Raw genomic sequence first — 21,043 nt, forward strand, 5'->3', positions numbered from 1 at the left:
CTTCGGTGTAAGTCATAGTCGTTTCCACCCCGCGATTAGCGGCGCTTCGACTTCCGGTCGTCCTTGACGTGGCCGCGGAAGGTGCGAGTCGGCGAGAACTCGCCGAGCTTGTGGCCGACCATGGACTCGGTGACGAACACCGGGACATGGGTCTTGCCGTTGTGCACCGCGATCGTGTGGCCCAGCATGGCCGGGACGATCATCGAGCGACGGGACCAGGTCTTGATGACGTTCTTGGTGCCTGCCTCGTTCTGTACGTCCACCTTCTTGATCAGGTGGTCGTCGACGAAGGGCCCCTTCTTGAGACTGCGCGGCATCTAAACCCGCTCCTAGCGCTTCTTGTTCGTCTTGCGGCGGCGGACGATGTACTTGTTGCTCGCCTTGTTGCGATCACGAGTACGCATTTCCTTCTTGCCCCAGGGCGAGACCGGGTGGCGACCACCGGAGGTCTTGCCCTCGCCACCACCGTGCGGGTGGTCGACCGGGTTCATCACGACACCACGCACGGTCGGGCGGATGCCCTTCCAGCGCATACGGCCGGCCTTGCCCCAGTTGATGTTCGACTGCTCGGCGTTGCCGACCTCGCCGACGGTGGCGCGGCAGCGCGCGTCGACCAGGCGGATCTCACCGGAAGGCATACGAAGGTGGGCCATGGTGCCCTCCTTCGCCAGCAGCTGCACGGAGGCACCCGCGGAACGGGCGAACTTCGCGCCGCCGCCGGGCCGCAGCTCGATGGCGTGGATGGTCGTACCGACCGGGATGTTGCGCAGCGCCAGGTTGTTGCCGGGCTTGATGTCGGCACCGGGGCCGTTCTCAATCCGGTCGCCCTGGTTCAGGCCACGCGGGGCGATGATGTAGCGCTTCTCGCCGTCCGCGTAGTGCAGGAGCGCGATGCGCGCGGTGCGGTTGGGGTCGTACTCAATGTGCGCGACCTTGGCCGGGACGCCGTCCTTGTCGTGACGGCGGAAGTCGATCACCCGGTACGCACGCTTGTGGCCGCCACCCTGGTGGCGGACAGTCATGCGTCCCTGGTTGTTACGGCCACCCTTGCTGTGCAGCGGGCGGACCAGCGACTTCTCCGGCGTGGACCGCGTGATCTCGACAAAGTCGGCGACGCTGGAGCCACGACGGCCCGGAGTCGTCGGCTTGTACTTGCGGATACCCATTTCTCAGTCCTCGTCCGATATTCGGACCAGGGCGCTCCGTTAGGAGGCCTGGCCGAAGATGTCGATACGGTCGCCCTCAGCGAGGGTCACGATGGCGCGCTTCGTGTTGGCGCGCTTGCCGAAACCGCTCTTGGTGCGCTTGCGCTTGCCCTGGCGGTTGATCGTGTTCACCCCGGTGACCTTGACCGACCAGACCGCCTCGACGGCCTGCTTGATCTGGGTCTTGTTGGCGGTGGGCGCGACGATGAACGTGTACTTGTTCTCGTCGAGCAGCGCGTAGCTCTTCTCCGAGACAACCGGCTTGACGAGAACGTCGCGCGGGTCCGTGAAGGTCTTGCTGGTGATCTCGGCCATCAGGCCTCGCTCCCCTCGTTGTCAGCGGCCTTGGGGCCAGACACGAAGGACTCGAAGGCGGCCTGGGTGAAGACCACGTCGTCGGAGACGAGCACGTCGTACGTGTTCAGCTGGCCCGGCTCCAGGATGTGCACCTGGGGCAGGTTGCGGGCGGAAAGCCACGCGGCCTCGTCGGCGCGGTCGGCGACCAGGAGCAGGTTCTTGCGCTCCGAGATCTTGCCGAACAGCGTCTTGGCGGCCTTGGTGGAGACGTCACCCTCGACCACGCCGGAGACGACGTGGATGCGGGAGTGACGGGCCCGGTCGGTGAGGGCACCGCGCAGGGCGGCGGCCTTCATCTTCTTCGGGGTCCGCTGCGAGTAGTCACGCGGCACGGGGCCGTGGACGACGCCACCGCCGGCGAACTGCGGAGCGCGGGTCGAACCCTGACGGGCGCGGCCGGTGCCCTTCTGGCGGTAAGGCTTCTTGCCACCGCCACGGACTTCGCCGCGGGTCTTGGTCTTGTGCGTGCCCTGACGGGCAGCGGCCAGCTGCGCGACGACGACCTGGTGGATCAGCGGAACGCTGACCTTGGCGTCGAAGATCTCCGCGGGGAGCTCGACGGTCCCGGCCTTGTCGCCAGCGGGCGAAAGGATGTCAATGGTGCTCATCGGTTACCTCAGGCCCCCTTGGCCGCGGTACGGACCAGGACGAGGCCGCCGTTCGGACCAGGAACCGCGCCCTTGATGAGCAGCAGGCCCTTCTCCGCGTCAACGGCGTGGATGGTCAGGTTCTGGGTGGTCACACGCTCGTTGCCCATGCGACCGGCCATGCGCATGCCCTTGAAGACACGGCCCGGAGTGGCACAGCCACCGATGGAACCGGGCTTGCGGTGCACGCGGTGGGCACCGTGGGAGGCCTTGCCACCACGGAAGTTGTGGCGCTTCATGACACCGGCGAAGCCCTTGCCCTTGCTCTTACCGGTGACGTCGACCTTCACGCCGGCCTCGAAGACCTCGGCGGTGATCTCCTGGCCGAGCGTGTACTCGGAGGCGTCAGCGGTGCGGAGCTCCACCAGGTGGCGGCGCGGGGTGACGTCGGCCTTGGCGAAGTGACCCTTGAGGGGCTTGTTCACCTTGCGCGGGTCGATCTCGCCGAAGGCGATCTGGACCGACTCGTAGCCGTCGGTGTCGTTCGTACGCACCTGGGTGACGACATTCGGACCGGCCTTGACGACGGTCACCGGGACGACCCGGTTGTTCTCGTCCCAGACCTGCGTCATGCCGAGCTTCTCGCCCAGGATGCCCTTGATGTTCTTAGCCATCTCGCGCGTCACCTCAGAGCTTGATCTCGATGTCGACGCCCGCCGGCAGGTCGAGGCGCATGAGCGAGTCAACCGTCTTCGGCGTGGGGTCGAGGATGTCGATGAGGCGCTTGTGCGTGCGCATCTCGAAGTGCTCGCGCGAGTCCTTGTACTTGTGCGGCGACTTGATGACGCAGTACACGTTCTTCTCAGTGGGCAGCGGCACCGGGCCCGCGACCGACGCACCAGTGCGGGTCACCGTCTCGACGATCTTCTTCGCCGAGGAGTCGATGACCTCGTGGTCGTAGGCCTTGAGCCGGATGCGGATCTTCTGTCCCGCCATGGCTACTTCGTAGTCCTGTCTCTCGTAACGCTCTGGGACCCGGTGCGATCGCGTTCCGCTGTCGCGTTTCCACGACTGCGTCCGCACGCTCTTCCTCCGACCCACGCGGTCGGGCGTGTCGCACTCCCTCTACGAAGATCTCCCGAAGGATTTCCCAGCGAAGGGGGTACGGACCACCGAGGACCGCAAGCCGGGGGAACAACACCCACCGGGCGCCTGGCCGGGGCCCCGCTGACACTTCCCGGAAGATTCCCGTACGTCCGCCCCAGCGCTGCCCGAGGGCAGTTGGGACGACGAGTACTGTGGGACTCGCTTCCGGTCCTCCCGGCGGGAGGCGCGCAGCATCGGCACTCAACCGAGCAACCCGGACAGTCTGCCATACGGGCCACTGCCGACGCCAATCGAGCCGAAGAGATTACCCCGATGGGGTTCGCTGTCAAACCGCGGCACGCGGAGTGGGTCTGCGGGTCCGGGTGCCGCGTCTCTCGCGACCCGTTTCGTCTCGCGATCTTCCGCGCTGGTGGTCTGCGGGAGGGCGGTGGTGGCCGGCGCCGTCGGTGGTGTTCCTGGCGGTGGGGGCCGGGCGCTGGGCGTACATCGCGCAGAGCTGTCCGCAGGCACCGGGCCTGAAAGGGGCCGGACGCGGAAATGACGCTGATCGCATCTTCCTCTCGGCGGCCGTGACCTCTGGGCGATATCAGCGTTGCGCCATTGGCCGATATCGACACCACGGAGAGGAGTGAGAATGTCCCGAACCGTGATCGACTTGGACGACGAGATCGTGGCCGAGGCGATGCACCTGTACGGCACCACCACCAAGGCCGCCGCTGTCCGTGCGGCGGTGGAGTACGCGGTGAAGCGCCGACTGCGCCGCGAACTCCGCGACGCCATCCGCAGCGGCGAGATCGACACCACCGAGATCATCGAGTCCACCGGCCCGAAGAACCGCGATGGCACGCTGAAGCGGAAGGCCGGCGACAAGGACGCGAAGAGCGCCGCGCGGGAGGCCGTGTGAACACAGCGGCCTTCCTTGTCGACACATCCGCCCTCTGCCGCTGGGACAGGGACGCGGCTGCCGAGGTCCTGGACGACCTCGACGAGCGCGGGCTGCTCGCCATCTGCGCACCGACCGAATACGAGATGATCCACAGCGCGCGCACCAAGGAAGAGGCCATGCGCCTGCGCAGCTGGATGCGCGGCTTCTCCTACACCCCCTGCGACGACGAGCAGCTGGAGCGCGCACTCCAGATCCAGAACGAAGCGCTGATTCGAGGCTCCCGCGCCTTGTCGTTCTCGGATCTGCTGATCGCCGCCGTCGCCGAACGCGAGGGCCTCACGATCCTTCACTACGACGGCGACTTCGACATGATCGCGGAGATCACCGGCCAGTGGACCCGCTGGGTCGCGGAACCGGGCACGGCGGACTGATCCCTTTCCTCAGCAGCACGCCCCGCGCCCGGGACGACCGGGGGCGGGGCGTTGCCGTTGTGCTGCTGTGGCGTCAGCGCTCGGACGCGTACGCCACGAAGCCGGCCCACGTGGCGGGGGCGACGGCGAGGCGGGGGCCCGCGGTGTTCTTGGAGTCGCGGACGTGGACGGTGTCGGGGGTGGCGGCGACCTCGACGCAGTCGTTCCCGCTGCTGCTGTCGCTGTAGCTGCTCTTGAACCAGACGAGCGTGTCGGGTTTCCCGGCAGAGGTCTTGCGGATCATGTTTCTCCCAGCACTTGCTCGATGAATGCCAGTGACGCCCGTGGCGTGAGAGCCTGGGCCCGGATCATGCCATACCGCAGCTCAAGGATCCTGAGCTGTTTCGGGTCGGAGACCGGGCGTCCGTTGAATGCGCCGTCGGAGCGTCCCACCGCTGTGCCGTCTCCGAACTTCAGCACCTCGATCCCGCCACCCAACCCAGGATGGGTCTCCACGTTGATCGGCATCACCTGAAGTGAGACGTTCCGCAACTGGCCCACCTCCAGGAGACGTTCGAGCTGTCGGCGCCACTCCATTGTGCCGCCGATCGGACGTCGCAGCGATGCTTCCTCCTGCACAAAGCTGAGCGACGGCGCTGGCGACCGTTCGAAAACCGATCGCCTGGCGATGCGGCCCGCTACACCTCGCTCCACTTCGTCCTGCGAGTACGGCGGCTGGCGGGTCTCCAGCAGCACCCGCGCATGCCCCTCTGTCTGCAGCAGGCCATGGATGCCGTGGTTGGCGTACACAGCGATCTCAACCGCCTTAGCCTCCATCTTCGCCAGGTCCCGGATCTTCTTCGGGTACCGGACCTCCTCCACGTCCTTCTTCATCGCGGCGATCAGCCCGCCGGCGTCGAGGACCTCGTCCGCCTTGTCCAGGTACTCCGGCCTGGGGATCCGCTTGCCCGACTCGACCTTGTAGACCAGGTCCTCTCCGTACCCGATCGCCAGTCCGAACTCGGCTGCCCGCATGCCAGCCGCCTCCCGCCGCAGCTTGAGCTGCCGCCCCACCGTCGCGACGACCGCCACACCCGACTCGTCGTCGGGGTCGATCTCCCAGCCGGGTTCGTCCGCCTCACCCTGGGGCTGTTCCGTACCGTTCGATTCAGCCAGCATCCGTGCCACCTCCGACGTAGCGCCGTACCTGCGACACCCCCTGCCCGTATGGGCCTCCGGACAGCCCGGACAGCACCGGACAAGCTCCGGACAGTCACCGCACGCATCCGCTGTGTCACTGTTCAGCGTAGGCACGTCCCGCCACGCTGAGTGACGTGAACCAGAAAACCGCCCAACTCCACTCCCCCACCCGCCACTTCGCCGTGCAGCTGTCCCCCACGCCACGCGGCGCCCGCCTCGCACGCCTGCTCGCCACCGAGCGGCTGCGCGCCTGGGACCTGCCGTACGGAGTAGCCGAATCCGCCGCGCACCTCATCGCCGAGCTCGCCGCGAACGCGGTCACGCACGGCCGCGTGCTGGGCCGGGATTTCCGCCTCACCCTCGGCACGACAGACCGGGCCCTCCGTGTCGAGGTGACCGACACGCGCGGCGACCGGCTTCCGAGGTGTCACCCCTACGCCCCCTCCCCCGACGACGAATCGGGGCGCGGGCTGCTACTCGTCGAAGCACTCGCGGACCGCTGGGGCGTGACGTCGGGTCCGGTCCCGCGCAAGACGGTGTGGGCCGAACTCGACCTCGCTCACCCCTGTGGGTGAACATCCCCAATTCACCGGGCAGCAGTGCGCGTTGCCTTCCTACGCTCGGCAACGACAACGCCTTGGCATGTGCCAGCGGCAACTCTCCACCGTCCCGCGACCGCAAGGACCCACATGGTCAGCCCGCCCCACGAGGCGATGCACCGCATCTTCCAGGACCACCCGGGACTCTTCTCCCGCGTCTCCAAGGTGCTGGGCCTCGCCTTCCCCTCCCCCACCTCAGTCACCGTGATGCCCACCGACCTGACCGAGACACGCCCGGTCGAGCGCCGCGTCGACACCCTGTTACGACTCGACATGGCGGACGGCGAGTCCTTCCTCCTCGCGATCGAGGCCCAAGGCAAGAAGGATCCGGACAAGCCCGCCAGCTGGGCGTACTACCTGTCGTACCTGCACACGAAGTACCGACTGCAGCCCCTGCTGCTGGTCGTCTGCCAGGACCCCGCCACGGCCGACTGGGCGGCGCGCCCGGTCCACATGGGCCCCAGACAGTGGGCCGCACTCACCCTGCGCCCGCTCGTGGCGGGCCCGCACAACCTGCCGGTGATCACCGACCCGGCCGAGGCGAAGGCGGATCTGGCGCTGGCCACCCTGTCCGCGATCACGCATGTGGCCGACCCGGACATCGGTGCCATACTCAAAGCACTGTCCACAGCGCTGCGGGACACACCGGAGACCGTCGCCGCCCCGATCGTCGAACTCACAGCACAGGGCCTGGCCAACCGCCCGGCCGCACAACAGTGGAGGAACCTGGTGGCCGTGGACCTTTCTTTCTACAAGTCGTGGCTCTCAGAAGAGATCCGAGACGAAGGCCGTGTTCAGCGCGGCGCCGAGGACGTCCTTCTCGTCCTGGAACAGCGCGGCATGGACATCTCCGACGAGATCCGCGAGCGCGTCACCGGGTGTGACGACCCTGAGATTCTGCGCCAATGGCTCACGCGCGCCGTCACCGTCTCCGCCGCCGAGGAGATCTTCGCGGAGGAGTAGCCCTGTCCCTCGCTCACAGACGCCAAGTCTGCGTCTGCGAGCGAGGTCAGTACGCCTGCAGGTACACCCGGGCCTTGCCCTGGGCCCCGGCATGGACGTAGATCTCGATCCACGCGACCTCGCTCCGACGCTGGTCACCAACGCAGGGCGGGCACACACCCGCCCAGCGCACACCCTCAAGAGTCTGCGGCTCGTCAAGCCCGAGGTGCCCGAAGAGTTCGGCCGTCGGCGGGATCATGTACTTTCTGGTGCGCAGCGGCTCCTCGGACCGGAGGTCCTCTGCGATCCGAGCGGCGTTCTCCTCGTCCGTGACGAAGGAGAGAAGGTGGATGTCCTCCCGGGGATTGATCTGGACGGCTCCCTTCACCTCCGTCGCACCCTTGGGCACCTTCACTTTCATGAAGTCCGATGCCGTGGGGGCGCCCATACCCTCACCCCATGTGGAGGTGCGCCCGTCGGACACATTGGGATCGTCTGAGCCCGGGGCGGAACAAGAGGTCAGGAGCAGCGCGACAGCTAGACCCGCGCACAGTCGGGGCCAGACCATGCGCCGAGTGTTCACCTGTTCTCCTCGTCGCCTCGCGAGACGTCTCCGCGGGTGCCCTCCCGGCCGGGGTCCGCCGGTGTCACTGTGGGGGCCGCGCCGCTGTTCAGGTCGTGCGTGAAAGTGGAGCTGCTGCCGCGCATGTCGAATTCCTGCGCGAAGCCCACCTTGTGCAGTCGTCCCATTTCCTCGTCCGGGATGTAGATGCCCCCGGGAAACGTCGCCCCCTTGCCGACGTCCCAGTTGTAGCGGTCCCACACGTTGACCTGGTAGTCGAGCGAGACCTTGGGCTTGCCGCCCTCGCCTGGACTCACTGTGACCATTCCCGAGACGTTCTGCTGGTGCGACCCGACCGCATGAAACCATTCGCCCTCTGGGAATGTCCGGCCAAGAGCCCGGCTCTCCACCGGGACGACAACGGTCTTGTCGCCACCGGCCTTCGCGAATTCATCGAGAGCCTTCTGCTGCCAGGCGTCCTGGTTCTCGGCAATGTGAAGTGTTGCGATCTCGGAGCGGAATCCGGGCTCGTCATGCAGTATCCGGTCGATGTCCAGGCTGAGCGGCTCACCAGTGCCACGAAGGTAGTGCTCCAAACCTCGGGACGCACCAACCTCTCCCGTGACGTCGCCAGCGGCGGCGATCGCCTGTGCTCGGGCGAGGAACCATAGGTCGCGCGGGGTGGGCTCCTCTGTGCCGAAGGCTCCTGAGCCCTTGTCCGGGCTCGTCCACTTGTACAGCGGGTCCATGATCCCCGCTGCCCGCAGCTCGTCACCGCGCTCTCGGAGCAGGATCCCGCGGGTGACCGGATCGAGGCCGTGCCACCACTCCGGGACCTTCTCCCTGTCCTTGGGCATGTTGGCGGCCTTGCCTGCCTCCTCAAGGGAGGAGTACGGGCTGTCCGAAGGGTTCCTGTTGAAACCGTTGAACGTGCCGTCGAGGAAGTCGGAGTCGAGAACGGCGGTTTCAAGTGCGATACGTATGCCGTCATCAGCGTCACTGACCGCTTTGACCGCTTGGTCGAGGCGCTGAGCCCACTCCGCCGCCATCACGCGGCCGCTCTCCTGATAGCTGGGGTCGTGCGCGTACGCGGTGCGCTCGCCCTGGCTGAGTTGTCCGGTGTCGAAGGCGACCACTCCCTGATCGGAGACGCGCATGCCGTCCTTGATGGCATCGGCGCGCACTCCCTTGATCCTGTTTCGAAGGTCGGTGAGCTGAGTGTGAGCCTCGCGCAGGATGGAGGCGACCGCCTTTGCCTCTCGCTGGGCCCCTTGGAACTCCTTGAGCGTCACAGTGAACCTGCCGTTCGCGGCCTGGGCGCTCAGCCCCTGCCACGACGTTCCGAGCGAGATGCCATGGACATCTCGCTTGTACTGGTCCTCGAGCTTCTTGAACTTGCCGGCGATCTCGTCCCACTTGTCGGCCGCGTCGGTGAGCTTGGACAGGTCGGTACTCATCACTTCGTGGTAAGTCGGCACGCATCCCCCTTGAGCCGGTCGGTCAACAGCTCAGTAGCCATCGATCCGCGACTGCTGCGCCAGCTGCCCGGCGATATCGATGTCGTTGTTCTGAAGGCCGATGGCTGTCGCGCTGAGAAGGCCCTTCTCCGTTGCCAGGCGTCCGCGCAGCATCTTGACCTGCTTCTCCCACGCCTCGTGGGCCTTCTTCAGCGCGCCCGAAGTGTCCCAGCCGTGCCCGTCCCTCGCCCCGAACTCCTTGACCACCGCGCTCACGCTCACGGCGGCATGCTTGCCGTCTCGCTCGACGCCAGGCTCCAGGTCATCGTTGATCGCTTTCACCGCCGCCTGCTTCTTGGCTGGACTGGAAGCCAGATCCGGGGTGGTTCCGCCGCCTCCCCGCTCCGGGGCGAGCTGGTTCAGCCTCATCTGGTCAGCCTGCCGGGTGGTCACCTCGGCTTTGATCTGATCCCACTCTTCCCAGGCCATGATTCCCCCCAGTGACGATGATCGCTCTCTGCGTAACATACGGACCGGGATTTCACAACGGGAAAGCATGAGCTCAGCCAGCCTCAGCAACGGTGTGGCCGATTCCCGGGGGGGCAGCGGATGTGCCGAGGGGGGACCGTTCTCCGGGGATCTCTGCGACAACCCACCGACCGACATCCGATGATTGCGGGTCAGTCGTTCTCGAATCGCCACAGCGTGAGGACGGACTCTGTCGACACCCCGACGAGGCACACGTCGATGGTGGCGTCAGCGAGGCCGTTGACGTGAAAGGAAGACGCCAGGAAGTGCGCCGCGTCACCGTGCTCGGCATGTCCGTGATTCGTCCAGAACCGGGCGCTCGGCCCCAGGCTTTCCAGCACTCGCGCAAGGCATTCATCGCGATGGGTGTCCGGCTGACGCAGAGAGGCGTGCGGGCCTTGGAGGAGAGACCCGAAAGAAATGAGTTTGCACAGGTCGAAGGCGCCGATGTCTGAGATCTCCGTCAGGTTCTCTTCCAGCGCCTGCCGATCGACGCATCGCAAGGCCGGAAATTCCTGTACCGCCGCTACGACAGTGGCGTACCAATCGTCACCCGTCCTCGGAAAGAGGGCGACATACGTTTGCCGACGGTCGAACCACCCATCCGGGAAGGCGGGCCCTGCCGTCATGTCCATCTCCGACTTCCCCTCAGACGATCACAGCACGTTAATCCATGGATCAGATCGGCGCCCGCTCCTACAGTGACCGGGCACGCCGTCGCACCGGGGGAGATGATCATGCGGACGCACTATCCGCGCACGCCGCACCTGCCCTGGTCCCCCGGCGCCGCCTCCGACGACGTGCGGGTCGTGGATCTGTCCGGGCTTGTCGGGCGTGAGGTCGTGGTGACCGAGAAGCTCGACGGGGAGAACACGACGCTGTACGCGGACGGGCTGCACGCCCGGTCGCTGGACTCGGCGCATCATCCGTCGCGGGCGTGGGTGAAGGCGCTGCAGGGGCGGATCGGGCACGGGATTCCGGGCGGGTGGCGGGTGTGCGGGGAGAACACGTACGCCCGGCATTCGCTCGCGTACGGGCGGCTGGACAGCTGGTTCTACGGGTTCTCGGTGTGGGACGGGGACGGGCGGTGCCTGGACTGGGACCGGACCGTCGCGTTTCTGCGGGGGCTCGGGGTGCCCGTGGCGCCCGTGCTGTGGCGAGGGGTCTTCGACGAGCGGGTGCTGCGGCGGCTGAAGCTCGATCCCGCCGTGCAGGAGGGGTACGTCGTACGGACCGTCGACGGCTTCGCGGCGGAGGAGTTCGGGCGGCGCGTGGCGAAGTGGGTGCGGGCCGGGCACGTACAGACCAGTACGCACTGGATGCACGCCGCGGTGGTGGAGAACGGGCGAGGGCCGCAGGCCGCGCTGTGGGACGTGAGGTCCGGGGGCGCGCCCGACGCCGGGGCGTTGCTGGAGGCCCTGGGGATGGCGGAGGGGGACGAGGCCGCCGCCGCAGCGGTGGCCGCACGGGTCGGGCGGACCGGGGAGGCGCGGCTCGCGGGGGTGCTGGCCGGGCTGTTGCACCGGAGCCGGCGAGGGGCGCTCGCGGGGAAGCTCGCCGGGGCGCTCGGGATGCCGCTCGCGCGGCGCGTGGCCGATCTGGTCGGGCTGCACGCCGGGCTGCACCGCCCGTATCCCGACGAGGACCGCAGGGCCGGGCTCGTACGGATGTCGTACGCCGTCGACCTGGACGTCCTGCACGCCGTCGCGGGGGCGGTAGCGCCGGATGCCGAGGCGCGTGAGCAGGTGGAGTGGTCCGCGTTGCATGCCGAGGAGGCCGGAGGGCTGGAAGCCTTGCGGGAGGCCTTCGGCGGGCTGGACGCGGACGCCGCCGCGCGGTGCCTCGCCGAGGCCCGGGAGGCGTACGCGCAGGGGCGGGTCCACACCGTCGAGGAGGCGGTGGCCGCGACCTGGCGGTGGCGGTCCGGCGCGTTTCCGCGGCTGATCCACCTGGTCGGGCCGTCCGGCAGCGGCAAGAGCACCTTCGCCCGCGGGCTGCCGGGCGTGGACGCGTACGTATCACTCGACGAGCTGCGTGAGGGCCGTGGCGCGCGGGCCGATCAGCGGGCCAACGGCGATGTGCTGAGGGACGGACTGAGCCGCCTCGACACCGCGCTCGCGGAAGGTGGCACCGTGGTGTGGGACGCCACATCGCTCAACCCGCACCAGCGTTCCCTGGTGCACGCGGTCGCGCACCGCCGCGACGCGCTCATCACCCACGCGGTGGTGCTGGTCGACGAGGACGAGCTGGCCCGGCGCAACGCCGACCGGGCGCACCCGGTGCCGCCCCAGGTGCTCGCCGCGCAGCTGCACCGGTTCGTCCCGCCGTACCCCGGCCAGGCGGCGCACCGCACCTGGTACGTCGGAGCGGGCGGGTCCGTCGAGGAGGAGGCGTAGTGCGTACCAGCGAGGAGATCTATCACCGGGTCCGCTGGGATCCGCGCTTCGACCCGGCCCGGTTCGTGATGGGGATCAACCAGCGGGGCGCCGCGCCCAAGCGGATGCCGCTGGACGCGTTCGACCCCGGCGGCGAGATCCCGTGGCACCGGGTGCTGTTCTTCGAGGCGGACGGCGAACTGGTCTGGGACCGGTCGTCGGGCGTGGACCGGATCGACGCGACCGATGCCGGGCGGATACGGAACCCGCGGCGGCTGCGGGCGCCGTTCTTCGCGGCGCGCACCCCGTACGTCTTCGATCCGGCGCGCGGCTGGGTTCCGGCCGATGAGCCCCGGGGACTGCCCGCCACCACCGGTCTGCGCGTACTGACGTGGAACACGCTGTGGGACCGGTACGACAGCGACCGCATCGACACCGCCAGGCGCCGGCCGCTCCTCCTCGACGCCCTGCGCGAGGCGGACGCGGACGTCATCGCGTTGCAGGAGGTCGAGGCCGGTCTGCTCGCGATGCTGCTGGCGGAGCGGTGGGTGCGGGACGCGTACACCCTCGGCACCGACCCGTACGGGAAGGACGTCGACGACTGCGGGCTGCTGCTGCTCAGCCGGCTGCCGGTGCGGGAGGCGGGCCTGCACGTGCTCGGCCCGCACAAGGCCGTCACGGCCGTGGTCGTGGACACCGGGGACGACCGCCCGCTCGCGATCGCCGCGACCCATCTGAGCAGCGACCACTCCGAGAACGGGGCCGGACGGCGGGAGGCCGAGCTCGTCGCGCTCGCGGAGGGGCTGGCGGGCGTCGAGGGCGGCGAACTGATCCTGCTGGGCGACTTCAACGACGGCGGCGACCTGCCGGAGACGACGCTCGGGATGCGGGACGCGTGGCTCCACGTGCACGGCCTCGGCGACCGGACGCCGACGTTCGACCCGGGCGTCAATCCGCTCGCCGCCGTGGCGTCGCTGTCCGGGCGGGCCTCGCGGCTGGACCGGGTGCTGCTGCGCGGCGAGGCGCTGCGGGTGGACGCGGTCGCGCTGGTCGGTGACACCCCGACGGACGGCTTGTACGTCTCCGACCACTACGCCGTACGGGCCGACCTGGTCCTCGACGGCGCGGCCGGGCCCGGCGACGGCGTCCTCGCTGTACGGCCGACGGCCCGTACGGCGGTGGCCTGGATCCCGCCGCAGGAGCTGTGGCCGCCGATCCAGCTCATCCGGCGGGAACACGACCGCCAGATCCGCCGCTGGCCGCCGCACGTGAACGTGCTCTTCGGTTTCGTACCCGAGTCCGACTTCGAGCGGGCGGCCCCGCTGCTCGCCGCGGCGGCGGCCGAGACACCGGTGTTCACCGCCCGGCTGGAAGGGGTGCAGTGGTTCGGTCACCGGGAGGACTCCACCGTGTGGCTGGACCCGGCGGCGGACGGGGAGGAGCCGTGGGCCCTGCTGCGCGCCGCGCTGGAAGCGCGTTTCCCGCTGTGCGAGGGGCGCGCCAAGGGCTTCACGCCTCACCTCTCTCTCGGGCGGACCCGTGATCCGCACGACCTCGCCGCGAAGTGCGAGGCCCTGCTGGACGGTATGACCGCGCGGGTCGGGGAGCTGGTCCTGCTGTCACGTCGGGGGGACGAGCCGATGCGGGTCCGGGCGACGGTGGCGCTGGGGACGGGCGAGGTGCGGTGGGTGCGGGAGGACGGCGAAGCCGGCGACGTACCTGAAGGTGTGGAGGAGGCGGTGGGCGAGGCCGTGGAGGAGGCCGCCCACGCCCGGCGCACCGCGCAGCGCGTGTCCGACGCGCTCCCCGACGGCCTCGTGTACGTCGTCGGCTCACGGCGCATGGGGTGCGCGCTGCCCGGCTCCGACCTGGACCTGGTGGCGGCGCTGCCGGGCGACGCCGTCGACATCGCGGAGGTACGGGCCCGGGTGCTGGCCGGGCTCCCCGAGGCCACGGGCGTGCGCGAGGTGATCGGGGCGAGGGTGCCTGGGCTGCGGCTGTACGTCGACGGGCTCGGCGTCGATCTGGTCGTCGTCGCCACAGGAACGGTGCCGCCCTCCGAAGCGGTCGCGCGCCGCGGCGAGCTGGGCGAGGAGGCGGCGGTCGCGCTGAGCGCGGTGAGCGACGCGGACGCCGTACTCGCCATGACGGCCGGGCACCGGGAGACGTTCGTCCGTCTGGCCGGCGAGGTCAAGGCATGGGCCCGCGCCCGCGGCCTGGACTCGGCCCCGTTCGGCGGCCTGCCCGGCCTGGCCTGGTCGGTCCTCGCGGCCCGGACGGCGAGCGAGAGCGTGAGCGTGAGCGAGGACGTGGCCAAGGCCGCGAGCGCCACCGCCACCGAGGCCGAACCCGGCCCCGAGGCCAAGCCCGTGAGCAAGGCCGGGACCGGTACCGCGACCGAGGTCGCGACTGCGACCGCGAGCGCGGCCATGACCAGGCCCGCAGCCGACGCCGCGGCCGGACCCTCCGCCAGCTCCACGACCGGCCCCGTCGACGACCTTCTGCGGCGCTTCTTCGCGGCCTGGGCCGTCTGGGACTGGCGTGAGCCGATGGTCATGACCCCGACCGAGCCGGTCCGCTCCTGCACCGACCAGGTGAGCGCGGGCGGCCGGGACCTGCTCGCCCAGGAGCTCTACCGGGCCTGGGAGCTCCTGGAGGCCGGGGCACCCTGGTCCGAGGTCCTGGCCCCGCCGCCCCTCCACCGCCGTCACGCGGCCTGGGCGGTCGTGAACGTCCCCGCCGGGCCGGACGAGGGCCGTGCCCGGGGCCGTATGCGCGCTCTGCTCACCGCCCTCACGGAGGCAGGCGCTCCGGACGCCCACGCCTGGCCGCGCCCGTTCGCGTCCGGTCCGGCCGGGATCAGCTACGCCGTCGGACTCGGCGCCACTCCCCCGGACCGCGCCCGCCTCGCGGAGATCGCCGAGCGGTGGCTCAGGGGACTACCCGGGACGACGCTCACCTGGGCGGAGTGCGGCGAGGTGCCCACCCTGAGCTGACCCGACCTGACCCGACGTGTCGGTTGACTTGGAGCGCGCTTCAATTCCTAGCGTCGGGGGATGACCACTCCTCAGCACGCCATCGGCTCCGGCTTCGGAGCCCGCAGCACCACGGCGGAAGTCCTGCGCGGGATCGACCTCACCGGAAAGCTCGCTCTCGTCACCGGCGGCTACTCCGGCCTCGGCCTGGAGACGGTCCGGGCGCTGGCCGGCGCCGGCGCCCGGGTCGTCGTACCCGCCAGGCGTCGTGCCGCCGCCGAGGAGGCGCTCGCGGGCGTCGACGGCGTCGAGGTCGACGACCTGGACCTCGCCGACCTCGACAGCGTCCGCGGTTTCGCCGAACGCTTCCTCGCCTCCGGCCGCGCCATCGACCTGGTGATCAACAATGCCGGGATCATGGCCTGCCCGGAGACCCGCGTCGGACCGCACGGCTGGGAGGCCCAGTTCGCGACGAACCACCTCGGCCACTACGCCCTCGTCAACCGCCTCTGGCCCGCGCTCGCGCGCGACGGCGGCGCACCGGGTGCACGCGTCGTCTCGGTGTCGTCCCGGGGGCACCAGCTCTCCGACATCCGCTGGGACGACGTGCATTTCGAGCACGGTTACGACAAGTGGCAGGCGTACGGGCAGGCGAAGACCGCGAACGTGCTGTTCGCAGTGCAGCTCGACACGCTCGGCCGGGATGCCGGAGTGCGCGCGTTCTCCGTCCATCCTGGTGAGATCTTCACGGACCTGGTACGTCACCTCGCCAAGGAGGAGATGCTCGCCGCCGGCTGGATCGACGAGCAGGGCAACCTGGTGGACCCCGGCTTCAAGACGCCCGCGCAGGGGGCGGCCACACAGGTGTGGGCGGCGACGTCCCCGCGGCTGGCGGGCATGGGCGGGGTGTACTGCGAGGACTGCGAGATCGCGGAGCCCACACCCACCGGCGCGCCCACGGGCATGGGCGGGCTCACCAGCGGCGTACGCCCCTACGCGACGGACCCGGAGCGGGCGGCCCGGCTGTGGGCGCTCTCGGCCGGGCTCACCGGGGTCGACGCGTTCGCTCCGGCCGCCTGAACCGCCGCACCCGGAGCGCTCCGCCGACGTACGGAACCCGCGAAACGAAACCGGCGAACAAAGCCCGCGAACAAACCGGCGAACAAAAGGCGACATCGCACGCAACCCTGCGCGTCATAAATCCGTCTAGCTGTTCGCGGAAGGCGGCTCCGACCCGGCCCGGCCCTCCGCGACCTGGGGAGATGACGGTACGCAGACGGGGGCACGGCCCGCCCGCTGCGGGGGGAAGCGGACGGAGCACCACAAGTGAACGACAGCGCTGCGCGAGGCATGCCCGCAGACGGCCCCGGCGCGATACCCGGCGGCCCCCGCGCCCCGCTGTCGCCCCGTCGTCGTACCGTCGTCGCCGCGATGAGCGCCCTCGCCGGAGCCGCCGCCCTCAGTGCCTGCTCCGTACCGGCGCCCCGCCGCGCCACCCCCTCGGCCGACCCCGCGCCCGGGATCCCCATAGCCAACGCGCACCGCGCGCAGCTGATGCAGATCCTGGCCCACCCGGACGACGACCTGTACTTCATGAACCCGGACAGCCAGCGAATGCTGGACGCCGGGGTGCCCCTGCTGTGCGTGTACGTGAGCGCGGGCGAGCACGACGGAAAGAACCACATACCGGGGAACTGGAACGTCCCCGCCGACAAGGCGGCGTACTCCTCCGCCCGCCACCAGGGCCTGCGCCAGGCGTACGCCACGCTCCTCGGCCTCGACAAGTTCACCGGCTGGCAGAAGGGCGTCGCCACCCTCGCCGGCAACCACCGCGCCGAGATCAACACGCTCACCAACGGCCACCGCCGGGTCGAGCTGATCTTCCTCAATCTGCCGATGCACGCGCGCCGCCGCTGGGAGGCGATCCCCGGCCTCTGGCACGAGCGGGCGGTCGACCTGCACACCGTCATCGCCGCCGATTCGCCGGTGCGTAAGACGGACTCGTACGACCACGGCGAGCTCGTCGACGTCCTCGTCGGGCTGATGGAGCAGTACCGGCCGACCGTGATCCAGACCCTGGACCCGGACCCGGACATCCAGCACAGCGACGAGGCGACCCGCAAGAAGGACAGCGAGCAGCGCGGCTACTCGGACCACGCCGACCACACCGCCGTGGCGTCGTTCAGCTGGGCCGCGATGCTGCGCTGGGTCGCCGAGGCGACGAAGGACGGCGGGCAGGTGCCGGGCTTCGTCGCGACGGCGTTCCGCGGGTACTACAACCGGCACTGGCCGAAGAACCTCCCCTCCGCGGTGCTCCGGGAGAAGGCCGCGCACCTCGTCCCGTACGGCGGCGACCCGGACTGGGAGTGCGCGAACACGTCGGGCTGCGGTGACTACAACGTGGGCGGTACGCGCCCGCTGACGAACAAGAAGGGCTGGGTCCGCTCGACCCACCACCGCTACCCGGGTGCCCGGACCGTCGTCGCCGAAGAGGCGGACGGGCGGCTCTCCGCGTACGGGGTGCTGGGGCTGCGGGCCGTGCGCTGGCGGGAGACCGGGCGCGGCAGCGGTCAGTGGGGCGACCCGGAGGACCTCGGCGGCGGGCCGCTGGCGCCGGCGCTGGGCTCGGCGACGCTCCCGGACGGGCGGGTGCTGCTGTTCGGGCTGCGGTTCGCCGCGCTCGGCGGGCACGGCGGGCCGAACCGGCGCGAGGTGGTGCTGCTGGAGCAGCGCTCCCCCGGCGGCGGGTTCCTCGCCTGGGACGGGCTCGGCAACCCCGAGCGCGACGACGACCGCGGCCGCCGTATCGGTGTGCCCGTCGCGGTGACCGGCGCCGACGGACGGGTCCATCTCTTCGTACGCAACGCCGACAAGGGCATCAGCACGCGCGTACGGGACACCGGCGGCAGCTGGGGCCGCTGGCGCGATCTCGGCGGCGGCGAGGTCCAGGACGGGCTGTCGGCGGTCGTGGACGGCACCGGGCGGGTGCACGTGTTCGCGGCGGGCCGCGAGACCGTGCACCACTGGACCCAGAACGCGGCGGGAGGGGAGATCTCCTTCCGGGAGGGCGGCGCGCTGCTGCCCGTTCCTGGTGATCCGCTCGCCGCCCTGCCGGTGGCCGACGGCGGCGTCGAGCTGTACTACCGGGGGCCGGCGGTCGCGTCCGTGACGGCCGTACGCGCCGGAGGCAGCCCCGCCCGTGCCCGCAAGGAGGGCTTCGACGGCTACGGCACGCTGAGCGCGGCCGCCACGCCCCAGGGGCCCGTACTGCTCGGCAAGGACCTCCGCGGACGGATCCAGCTCCGCTCCGGCGGGCGGGTGCTCACGCGCACGCAGGGTGCCGAGGCGCTGGACTTCCCCGTCCTGCATCTCGGCCGCTCCGGCGCCATGGCGGTCGGCATGGGCGCGGACGCGCGCCCGTGGTCGTGGACGCCGCGCACCGACGCGGCGGGCTGACCGGCCCGCCGCGTCGGACGACCCCTGGGCGGCAGCCTCAGAAGTGCTCGACCTTCTCGCCGTCCGGCACCTGGTAGCAGCCGGACACGACCGTCAGGGCCAGGTGCGGCGGGTCGGACTTCGCACGGTGCACGATGTTGACGCTGTACTTCTTGGCGTCGTTGTCGGCCGTGAGGTTGATGTTCTTGTTCTTGCTGGTGTCGGGCCCGTACTCGACGACCTTCCAGCCGTGCTCGGGCAGCTGCTTCTTGAGCCGCTCCATCACGCCGTCGAGCTGGTCGGCCGATGCCGGGGTGAAGCTCCACGGATGGAAGATCTGGAAGTACTTCTCCGGATCCTTGCCCTCGCACTCGGAGACGCCGGGCCCGGTTTCGGACGCCTTCCCCTTGATGCCGATCAGGTCGTAGATCTCGCTGGACACCTTCTCCGCCTTGTCGGCGGCAGCCGCCGAGGTGCTGGTGCCCGCGAGGGGAAGGTTGTCGGACGACTCATTGGTGTCAGTCATGCCGCATCCGGTGAGGGTCATGAGGGCGAGGGACAGGAGGAGCGCCGAGGCACCCGGTCCGGTCTTCACCGCTATCGGGTCCTTTCATAGGCGGGGCGCCGCTCTTCCATCTTCACGTCGTCGCCCTGCCCGACCACAACCAGGCCCTGGTTCAGGAGGCTCTGGGTGTCCTTCTTCCAGTAGTAGCTGTGGCCCTCGGTGTCCGTGGACATCTGGTTGGCGCCGAAGCGTTCGTCGCTGGGAATCGTCCAAGGGCCGTCCCAGTCGGTCCCGCCGTGCCCGAACCGGCCGATGTCCGGGACGTAGTCCCCGTCGGCCTCCTGGTTCCAGACGTGTCCCTTGGGAACGTCCAGTTCCTCGGCCTTGCTCACCTGCACGCCGGGGCTGCCGGCCAGGATCACGTCGTCCACGTTCAGGTCACCCTGCCGGGCCGCGGAGCCGATGAGGGTCGTGCCGTACGAGTGGCCGACCGCCGTGCGGTGCGGGTCCGAATCGACGGCGCGCGACGCGTCGAGGCCGTCCAGGAAGCGGTTGTAGGCCGGGGCGCCGTCATTGGCGTAGTGGCTGAACGGCGAGTCCTTGACCATGTCCTGCGGGGCGTCGTACCCGAGCCAGGTGATCGTGGAAACCGAGTCGTTGCCGGGGGCGGCATCGGCAACGCGCCACAGCTCGACCATCCGGTTGATGTCGCCGCCGATTTTGCCCAGGTTCGCTGCCGTACCCGGCACGTAGACCGCCTGGTGGTCGGCCGTGTCCGGATTCCCGTTCGCGACGATGGCCCGGCCGTTGCCTTCCGGGCTGAATCCGAGCAGGTACGCCTCGGGCAGGCCCTTCTGGCCGGTCGCGTCGAAGCGTTCCTGGATCTTCCCCATGCCGCCCAGGGTCTTGTTGAGCTGCTCGTACCGGTCCCCGTACTGCCTGTGCCAGTCCATCCATTCGTCGGTGTGCACCTTGACCGGGACCCTGCCGGCCGTGATCCAGGTCCACTCGTTGGCGGGCGGCTTCGGGATCGAGTCCAGCTCCATCTGGAGCTGGCCCCGCTTCTCCTCGAAGACGACGCGGTTCGCCTCGTCGCGCACCGTGGAGGGCAGCCCGTCGAGCGCCCCCACGGTGTCGGGCCGCAGGGAGAGCCACGCCGCCTGCTCCTCCGGGCTGAGGCCCTTCCACCACGAGGCGTTGTCCTTCGGGTCGCCGGACTTCGGGGGCTCCGGCAAGGACTCGATGTAGCTCTTGCCCGCCTCGCGCACCCCACCCATGTCCGACTGCGCGTCGGCCCAGTCCTGCTTGGAGACCTTCAGATCGTCGTCGGCCTTCAGCGCACGCAGCTTCGGCGCCCACTTCGCGTCCGCGTCCGTCGCTTCCTTCAGCGCGTCGGCGATCCGGTTCGCGTACCCCATCGCCTTGCCGTAGTTGGGGTTCGGATGGATGTTCATCGCCTGGCGCTCGATCGCGTCGGACGTCTCGCTGCCCCCGGCGCTCCCGGACACCGTGCCGGCGGGGGAATCCTTCTCCTCGCCCGGCTTGCGGCCCGCCGGATACGACACCGAGCCGTCCTGGTTCACCGTGCAGCCGTTCGCGGCGGCGTCCGCCAGCGCCGTGTCCAGCTTCCGCTTCGCCGCCGCCATGTCGAAGGCGAAACCATTCAGCGCCGTACTGACGAGGCCGCACTCGGTCTGTGCGTAGTGGAAGTTCTTCGAGAGCTCCTGAAGCTCCCCCAGGGCGGCCGTCGCCGCCTTGCCTTCCAGATTGTCCTTGCGCATGCCTGCGGAGACCTCGTTGCTGATGGTGTCCTTGGCTGCACTGGCCATGTCACCGACCGCCCGGTAACCGTCCGCCGCCTGCTCGTACTCTTCCGGCTTTAAGCCCTTCAGCGTCGCGAGATCCATGACCGC

At 69.7% G+C, this 21,043-nt stretch carries 22 protein-coding genes; 8 read left to right on the forward strand and 14 right to left on the reverse strand.

Translation table 11 applies throughout. From position 1 onward, the window contains the following. Nucleotides 1-35: 35 nt before the first annotated feature. Genes rpsS through rpsJ form a run of 6 tightly spaced genes read right to left on the reverse strand, consistent with a single transcriptional unit; the run spans nucleotide 36 to nucleotide 3,145 of the window. The gene (gene rpsS / locus ABT342_RS02805; RefSeq protein WP_003956461.1) at nucleotides 36-317 is read right to left on the reverse strand and encodes a 30S ribosomal protein S19; all 282 of its coding nucleotides are present in this window, start codon (nucleotides 315-317) and stop codon (nucleotides 36-38) included. Nucleotides 318-329: 12 nt separating this feature from the next. Continuing rightward, the gene (gene rplB, locus ABT342_RS02810) at nucleotides 330-1,166 is read right to left on the reverse strand and encodes a 50S ribosomal protein L2 (protein WP_351565959.1); all 837 of its coding nucleotides are present in this window, start codon (nucleotides 1,164-1,166) and stop codon (nucleotides 330-332) included. 39 nt (nucleotides 1,167-1,205) lie between these two features. Then, complete coding sequence (rplW, locus tag ABT342_RS02815; protein ID WP_351565961.1) at nucleotides 1,206-1,520, reverse strand: 50S ribosomal protein L23; 315 nt, start codon at nucleotides 1,518-1,520, stop codon at nucleotides 1,206-1,208. Continuing rightward, the gene (gene rplD, locus ABT342_RS02820) at nucleotides 1,520-2,170 is read right to left on the reverse strand and encodes a 50S ribosomal protein L4 (protein ID WP_351565963.1); all 651 of its coding nucleotides are present in this window, start codon (nucleotides 2,168-2,170) and stop codon (nucleotides 1,520-1,522) included. Before rplD ends, rplW begins: the two co-directional genes overlap by 1 nt. A gap of 8 nt (nucleotides 2,171-2,178) precedes the next feature. Continuing rightward, nucleotides 2,179-2,823, reverse strand: a complete 645-nt coding sequence (rplC, locus tag ABT342_RS02825; RefSeq protein WP_351565966.1) for a 50S ribosomal protein L3 — start codon at nucleotides 2,821-2,823, stop codon at nucleotides 2,179-2,181. Nucleotides 2,824-2,836: 13 nt separating this feature from the next. Beyond that, a complete protein-coding gene (rpsJ, locus tag ABT342_RS02830) occupies nucleotides 2,837-3,145 on the reverse strand; it encodes a 30S ribosomal protein S10 (RefSeq protein ID WP_003948644.1) in 309 nt (102 codons plus the stop codon). A 745-nt stretch (nucleotides 3,146-3,890) separates the two neighbouring features. Here rpsJ and ABT342_RS02835 point away from each other — a divergent pair. Further along, entirely contained in the window at nucleotides 3,891-4,160 is a 270-nt protein-coding gene (locus ABT342_RS02835; protein WP_351565968.1) for a type II toxin-antitoxin system VapB family antitoxin, read from the forward strand. Then, nucleotides 4,157-4,573 (forward strand): PIN domain nuclease, encoded by a 417-nt coding sequence (locus ABT342_RS02840; protein WP_351565970.1) that lies wholly within the window; start codon nucleotides 4,157-4,159, stop codon nucleotides 4,571-4,573. The genes ABT342_RS02835 and ABT342_RS02840 overlap by 4 nt, the downstream gene beginning before the upstream one ends. Nucleotides 4,574-4,646: 73 nt before the next feature. Here the strand turns inward: ABT342_RS02840 and ABT342_RS02845 are convergent, their stop codons facing one another. Further along, complete coding sequence (locus ABT342_RS02845) at nucleotides 4,647-4,856, reverse strand: DUF397 domain-containing protein (protein WP_351565972.1); 210 nt, start codon at nucleotides 4,854-4,856, stop codon at nucleotides 4,647-4,649. Further along, nucleotides 4,853-5,731: a helix-turn-helix domain-containing protein gene (locus ABT342_RS02850; RefSeq protein ID WP_351565975.1), complete on the reverse strand. Its 879-nt coding sequence runs from the start codon at nucleotides 5,729-5,731 to the stop codon at nucleotides 4,853-4,855. The genes ABT342_RS02845 and ABT342_RS02850 overlap by 4 nt, the downstream gene beginning before the upstream one ends. Before the next feature lie 155 nt (nucleotides 5,732-5,886). Here ABT342_RS02850 and ABT342_RS02855 point away from each other — a divergent pair, with 155 nt between their 5' ends. Together ABT342_RS02855 and ABT342_RS02860 are read left to right on the forward strand one after the other, a co-directional pair. Continuing rightward, on the forward strand, nucleotides 5,887-6,327 hold the full coding sequence (locus ABT342_RS02855; protein ID WP_351565978.1) for an ATP-binding protein: 441 nt from the start codon (nucleotides 5,887-5,889) through the stop codon (nucleotides 6,325-6,327). Nucleotides 6,328-6,441: 114 nt separating this feature from the next. After that, the gene (locus tag ABT342_RS02860; protein ID WP_351565980.1) at nucleotides 6,442-7,314 is read left to right on the forward strand and encodes a hypothetical protein; all 873 of its coding nucleotides are present in this window, start codon (nucleotides 6,442-6,444) and stop codon (nucleotides 7,312-7,314) included. A gap of 46 nt (nucleotides 7,315-7,360) precedes the next feature. Here the strand turns inward: ABT342_RS02860 and ABT342_RS02865 are convergent, their stop codons facing one another. The 4 genes from ABT342_RS02865 to ABT342_RS02880 all read right to left on the reverse strand — a co-directional run bounded on the left by ABT342_RS02865 (nucleotide 7,361) and on the right by ABT342_RS02880 (nucleotide 10,475). Continuing rightward, complete coding sequence (locus ABT342_RS02865; RefSeq protein ID WP_351565983.1) at nucleotides 7,361-7,741, reverse strand: hypothetical protein; 381 nt, start codon at nucleotides 7,739-7,741, stop codon at nucleotides 7,361-7,363. 131 nt (nucleotides 7,742-7,872) lie between these two features. Continuing rightward, entirely contained in the window at nucleotides 7,873-9,312 is a 1,440-nt protein-coding gene (locus ABT342_RS02870; RefSeq protein ID WP_351565986.1) for a hypothetical protein, read from the reverse strand. A 51-nt stretch (nucleotides 9,313-9,363) separates the two neighbouring features. After that, a complete protein-coding gene (locus ABT342_RS02875) occupies nucleotides 9,364-9,801 on the reverse strand; it encodes a hypothetical protein (RefSeq protein ID WP_351565989.1) in 438 nt (145 codons plus the stop codon). A gap of 191 nt (nucleotides 9,802-9,992) precedes the next feature. Then, a complete protein-coding gene (locus tag ABT342_RS02880) occupies nucleotides 9,993-10,475 on the reverse strand; it encodes a hypothetical protein (protein WP_351565992.1) in 483 nt (160 codons plus the stop codon). A 102-nt stretch (nucleotides 10,476-10,577) separates the two neighbouring features. Between ABT342_RS02880 and ABT342_RS02885 the strand changes: the two genes are divergently transcribed. From ABT342_RS02885 to ABT342_RS02900, 4 genes are all read left to right on the forward strand, one after another. Further along, the gene (locus tag ABT342_RS02885; RefSeq protein WP_351565995.1) at nucleotides 10,578-12,236 is read left to right on the forward strand and encodes an RNA ligase family protein; all 1,659 of its coding nucleotides are present in this window, start codon (nucleotides 10,578-10,580) and stop codon (nucleotides 12,234-12,236) included. Beyond that, nucleotides 12,236-15,211 (forward strand): RNA repair domain-containing protein, encoded by a 2,976-nt coding sequence (locus tag ABT342_RS02890; protein WP_351565998.1) that lies wholly within the window; start codon nucleotides 12,236-12,238, stop codon nucleotides 15,209-15,211. The genes ABT342_RS02885 and ABT342_RS02890 overlap by 1 nt, the downstream gene beginning before the upstream one ends. A 60-nt stretch (nucleotides 15,212-15,271) precedes the next feature. Next, nucleotides 15,272-16,270, forward strand: coding sequence for an SDR family NAD(P)-dependent oxidoreductase (locus tag ABT342_RS02895; RefSeq protein WP_351566001.1), 999 nt, complete (start codon nucleotides 15,272-15,274; stop codon nucleotides 16,268-16,270). 270 nt (nucleotides 16,271-16,540) lie between these two features. Then, nucleotides 16,541-18,646, forward strand: coding sequence for a PIG-L family deacetylase (locus ABT342_RS02900; protein ID WP_502965449.1), 2,106 nt, complete (start codon nucleotides 16,541-16,543; stop codon nucleotides 18,644-18,646). 37 nt (nucleotides 18,647-18,683) lie between these two features. Here the strand turns inward: ABT342_RS02900 and ABT342_RS02905 are convergent, their stop codons facing one another. Together ABT342_RS02905 and ABT342_RS02910 are read right to left on the reverse strand one after the other, a co-directional pair. Continuing rightward, nucleotides 18,684-19,220, reverse strand: coding sequence for a hypothetical protein (locus ABT342_RS02905; RefSeq protein ID WP_351566004.1), 537 nt, complete (start codon nucleotides 19,218-19,220; stop codon nucleotides 18,684-18,686). Nucleotides 19,221-19,222: 2 nt separating this feature from the next. Then, nucleotides 19,223-21,037 (reverse strand): alpha/beta hydrolase, encoded by a 1,815-nt coding sequence (locus ABT342_RS02910; protein ID WP_351566007.1) that lies wholly within the window; start codon nucleotides 21,035-21,037, stop codon nucleotides 19,223-19,225. Nucleotides 21,038-21,043 lie beyond the last annotated feature (6 nt).

Origin of the sequence: Streptomyces sp. NPDC000410 (assembly GCF_040300305.1) — a bacterium.
GTDB lineage: Bacteria > Actinomycetota > Actinomycetes > Streptomycetales > Streptomycetaceae > Streptomyces.

Coding starts and splice junctions, on each gene's coding strand:
- ABT342_RS02900 (WP_502965449.1), top strand. CDS start 16,541: ATGCCCGCAGACGGCCCCGGCGCGATACCCGGCGGCCCCCGCGCCCCG.
- rpsJ (WP_003948644.1), bottom strand. CDS start 3,145: ATGGCGGGACAGAAGATCCGCATCCGGCTCAAGGCCTACGACCACGAG.
- ABT342_RS02835 (WP_351565968.1), top strand. CDS start 3,891: ATGTCCCGAACCGTGATCGACTTGGACGACGAGATCGTGGCCGAGGCG.
- ABT342_RS02910 (WP_351566007.1), bottom strand. CDS start 21,037: ATGGATCTCGCGACGCTGAAGGGCTTAAAGCCGGAAGAGTACGAGCAG.
- rplC (WP_351565966.1), bottom strand. CDS start 2,823: ATGGCTAAGAACATCAAGGGCATCCTGGGCGAGAAGCTCGGCATGACG.
- ABT342_RS02845 (WP_351565972.1), bottom strand. CDS start 4,856: ATGATCCGCAAGACCTCTGCCGGGAAACCCGACACGCTCGTCTGGTTC.
- rplB (WP_351565959.1), bottom strand. CDS start 1,166: ATGGGTATCCGCAAGTACAAGCCGACGACTCCGGGCCGTCGTGGCTCC.
- ABT342_RS02885 (WP_351565995.1), top strand. CDS start 10,578: ATGCGGACGCACTATCCGCGCACGCCGCACCTGCCCTGGTCCCCCGGC.
- rplW (WP_351565961.1), bottom strand. CDS start 1,520: ATGGCCGAGATCACCAGCAAGACCTTCACGGACCCGCGCGACGTTCTC.
- ABT342_RS02860 (WP_351565980.1), top strand. CDS start 6,442: ATGGTCAGCCCGCCCCACGAGGCGATGCACCGCATCTTCCAGGACCAC.
- ABT342_RS02865 (WP_351565983.1), bottom strand. CDS start 7,741: ATGGGCGCCCCCACGGCATCGGACTTCATGAAAGTGAAGGTGCCCAAG.
- ABT342_RS02870 (WP_351565986.1), bottom strand. CDS start 9,312: ATGAGTACCGACCTGTCCAAGCTCACCGACGCGGCCGACAAGTGGGAC.
- ABT342_RS02850 (WP_351565975.1), bottom strand. CDS start 5,731: ATGCTGGCTGAATCGAACGGTACGGAACAGCCCCAGGGTGAGGCGGAC.
- ABT342_RS02895 (WP_351566001.1), top strand. CDS start 15,272: ATGACCACTCCTCAGCACGCCATCGGCTCCGGCTTCGGAGCCCGCAGC.
- rplD (WP_351565963.1), bottom strand. CDS start 2,170: ATGAGCACCATTGACATCCTTTCGCCCGCTGGCGACAAGGCCGGGACC.
- ABT342_RS02875 (WP_351565989.1), bottom strand. CDS start 9,801: ATGGCCTGGGAAGAGTGGGATCAGATCAAAGCCGAGGTGACCACCCGG.
- rpsS (WP_003956461.1), bottom strand. CDS start 317: ATGCCGCGCAGTCTCAAGAAGGGGCCCTTCGTCGACGACCACCTGATC.
- ABT342_RS02880 (WP_351565992.1), bottom strand. CDS start 10,475: ATGGACATGACGGCAGGGCCCGCCTTCCCGGATGGGTGGTTCGACCGT.